The organism is uncultured Microbacterium sp., assembly GCF_913776565.1.
In the GTDB taxonomy this organism is placed as follows: Bacteria; Actinomycetota; Actinomycetes; order Actinomycetales; family Microbacteriaceae; genus Microbacterium.
The window spans coordinates 1-3,561 of record NZ_CAJYPF010000229.1; the positions used below are offsets into that span (position 1 = coordinate 1).

Sequence of the window (3,561 nt, forward strand, 5' to 3'; positions counted from 1 at the left end):
TACACGACGCTCTTCCGATCTGTTCGACTGGCCGACGACATCGAGGCCGCGGCGCTCGAGCTCGGGGTCGAGCTGAGGGTCGTGCGCCGCCAGCACGAGGGCGCGCGCCACGCGACCGGGCACGCGCGGTGTTCCCTCGTCGACGCGCCGCACGACCCTCAGCTCGACCCCGAGCTCGAGCGCCGCGGCCTCGATGTCGTCGGCCAGTCGAACGGCCGGAACGGGCTCGTCACTGCCCTCGAGCGAATCCTTCTCGGCGTTGGCCAGCCTGGTCAACGCCTCGCGCGCCATGCTCACCGCGAGCGTTCGCTCTCGGGGGGTCGTCGCGCGCTCGGCCGCGAGCAGAGCGCCCAGCACACTGTCGTGCATGAGCGCGGCGACGGCGATGCGTTCGTGCTCCGTCGCGGCGACCGCCGCGGCGGAGGCGTAGCTGGACACCGCCGACGCGCGCGCCTGATCGACGTTCGCCGCGATCGAGCGATACATCCAGCCCAGGGTGACCAGGACGCTGCCCAGGATGAGCGCGAACGACACGTCCAGCGCGATCGGCACGACGAAGTCCGCGCGACCGCCCACCTGGATCATGCGGACGACACCGAACATCACCGGTGTGACCACCGTCCACACCACCTGCAGCCACAGCGGGAAAGCGACGATGGTGGCCACCGTGGCCACGTTGACCAGATAGAACACCCAGGGGTTCTCGGTCGGCACCGGCGTCGCTCCCCCGGCCGTCGCCACCGGCCACACCGCGAGGGCCAAGAGGAACACCACGGCGAAGACACCGGAGAAGACACGGGCGAAGCGCCCGATCGAGCACGCGACCACCATCGCGATCAGCGGCACGAAGACGGCGACCACGAGCGGGACATGCCACCCCTCGGCCTCATCTCCGGGCGCGAAAGCCGCCGCGAAGGCCTGCGCGCCGAGAACAAGGGAACCGGGGCCGACGATGAGGGTGATGACGCGTTCGATGCGCGCCTGGGTGAACGACCCCTGTTCGGCCTGGACCTCACGTGTGTGGGGAATGCGTCCCCAAGCCTCGTCGAGCACGGAACGGTCGGTTTCACCCATGACCGGGAGCGTCTTCGGGCGCGTCCTGGAGGATGCCGTCTTCCATCGCCCTCCGCAGGAGGTCGACCTTGGTCGGAGCCGGACGACCGACCTCGACGTACTTGACCCGCACCCGCGTGATGTTCTCTTTCGCGGTCGAGTAGGCCACCCCCAGGCGGTCGGCGACGGCCTTGAGCGGGAGCCCGGCAGCATAGAGCCGCAGCACTTCGCGCTCGCGCACGGACAGTTGCGCGTCGGCGAACGCGCGGTCGCCCTCGACGGCGCTGGCCCACTCGACGTTGTCGAGGAGTTCGCCGCGCGCGACGGTGCTGATGGCGCCGAGCACCTCGTGCGTCGGCGAGGACTTGCTGACGATACCCGCGGCGCCCGCCGCGAGCGCTTCACGAACGGCGGCGGCGCGATCCGCCACGCTGTGGATGATGACGCTGGAACCGTCGCGGACCACCCGGTCGACGTTCTCGGACACCGTGGTGCCGTCGCCGAGCGTCAGATCCAGCACGACGACGTCGGCCGGTGAGGCCACGGCGCTCTGCCGCCACGACAGGTAGGCGGCGACGTTCGCTCCCGAGAAGACGACCTGCGTGGCCTCGGTGCGGGCGAGCGCGGCCTCGAGTCCGAGCCGGACGGACTCGTGATCATCGATGAGGGCGACGCGCGTCATCCCGTCATCGTATCGGCGCGACGCGCACCCGCGCAGGAGCACGGCCCTCTCTCGGCGCGTCCGTTCCGTCGATGCGCACCCGACGGGCGCGCGGAGAGGGCGAGGAACGCCGTCGCTCAGCGCCGCAGGACGGTGACCGCCTCGACGTGGTGCGAGTTCGGGAAGAGGTCCACGCCGCGGATGCCGCGGTCCGCGCGGTAGCCGTGGCCGGCGAAGGTGGCGAGGTCGCGCGCAAGCGCCACCGGGTCGCACGCCACGTAGACCACCGCCGACGGCCCCAGGGCGGCGATCCCGTCGACGGCGTCGCGACCCGCCCCCGCGCGCGGCGGGTCGAGCAGCACGACGCCGCGGGCGAGCCGCTCGCGCTCGCGTGCCGAGGCGTCGGCGGCGAGGCGTGCGACGAAACGATCCACCCTCGCGGTCTCGGCGCGCGCGCCGACCCACTCGGCGAGGTTCTCGCCCGCGTGCTCGGTCGCGCGGGGGTCGCTCTCGACACTGACGACGCGCGTTGCCGCACCACCCATCTCGGCCAGGGTCGCGGCGAACAGTCCGACCCCGCCGTAGAGGTCGAGGTGCGTGGCCTCGGGATCGAGCGCGCCGACGGATGCCGACAACTCGGCCGACACGAGGGCGCTGAGCGTGTGCGCGGCCAGACGGTGCACCTGCCAGAAGCCGGCGGCATCCACCCGGAAGACACGGTCGCCCACCCGCTCCTCGACGACCGCCGAAGCCGGACGCGCGCGGTCGCCGTCGGGCCGCGGCAGCACGCGCACGCGGCCGTCGGCGGGTTGGACCAGGTCGACGCGACCCGGGCGCGCACCCGCGCGCGCCTCGCGGGCAGCGATCTCGAGCGCCTCGGTCGCCAGCGGCAGGTCGGGGGTCTCGACGACGTGGTGAGTGCGTGCGGCGTACGCCCCGACGCGGCCCTCGTCATCGACGTGCAGGCTCACGCGGGTGCGCCAGCGCGTGCCGTCCGCGGACTCGGGGTGCTCCGCGTCGCCCGCGGCGCGGACATCGACCGGCAGCTCCAGGCGGCCGACGCGCTCGACGGCCTCACGGATGACGCGCTCCTTCAGCTCGCGCTGAGAGGAGAGGTCGATGTGTCCGAACTCGGCGCCGCCGACGCGCTCGGCCGGGTCGACGTCGATCGCGGCGGCACGCCACACGTGGGGACGGCGCTGGGGCGCGGCATCCAGGACCTCGATCGCATCGGCGCGCCAGAAGGCCTTCTTGCGCGTGTCGGTGAGGCGCGCGCGCACCCGCTCGCCCGGCAACGTATCGGGGACGAAGACGACGCGCCCCTCGTGCCGACCGACGAACACGCCGCCGTGGGCGATGCCGGTGATGTCGAGTTCGATGAGGTCGCCGTCGTGCATCCCCCGAGCCTGACACATCCACCCGGGAGACGCCGGGGCGCCGCGGGCTCAGCCGCCTCGGCGCGGACCCGGGGCCCGTCGGAGGGTCCGGCCCCCGCGCCGGTAGCGTTGACGCATGCGCGTGTGCCTGGCATCCACTTCCCCCGCCCGCATGATGCTGCTGCGTCAGGCGGGGATCGAACCGGTGACCCGTGCCCCCGAGGTCGACGAAGAGGCCGTCGTGGCCGAGGTCGAGGCCGCCGAAGGACGCCGGCTGCCCGCGCCCGAGCACGTGCTGCTGCTCGCGCGGCGCAAGGCCGCCGATGTCGCGCAGCGCCTGCGCGCCGAGGAACCCTCGTTCGACGGCTTCGTCATCGGCGGGGATTCGATGTTCGCGCTCGGCGACGAGATCCTCGGCAAGCCGTACACGGCCGAGGCCGCGACCGCGCGCTGGCACGGGATGCGCGGGCG

At 73.0% G+C, this 3,561-nt stretch carries 3 protein-coding genes; 1 reads left to right on the top strand and 2 read right to left on the bottom strand.

The annotated features are described in order from the left end of the window. Positions 1–1,066: 1,066 nt before the first annotated feature. Both QZ433_RS12855 and QZ433_RS12860 read right to left on the bottom strand, forming a co-directional pair. Positions 1,067–1,735 carry a response regulator transcription factor gene (locus tag QZ433_RS12855; protein WP_295784179.1) on the bottom strand — a complete coding sequence of 223 codons (669 nt, stop codon included), beginning with the start codon at positions 1,733–1,735 and terminating at the stop codon, positions 1,067–1,069. 116 nt (positions 1,736–1,851) lie between these two features. Next, on the bottom strand, positions 1,852–3,111 hold the full coding sequence (locus QZ433_RS12860; RefSeq protein WP_295784182.1) for a TRAM domain-containing protein: 1,260 nt from the start codon (positions 3,109–3,111) through the stop codon (positions 1,852–1,854). Positions 3,112–3,226: 115 nt separating this feature from the next. On the opposite strand from QZ433_RS12860, the gene QZ433_RS12865 reads away from it, so the two are divergent. Further along, the coding region (locus QZ433_RS12865) for a Maf family protein (protein WP_295784185.1) at positions 3,227–3,561 on the top strand (335 nt) is incomplete at its 3' end.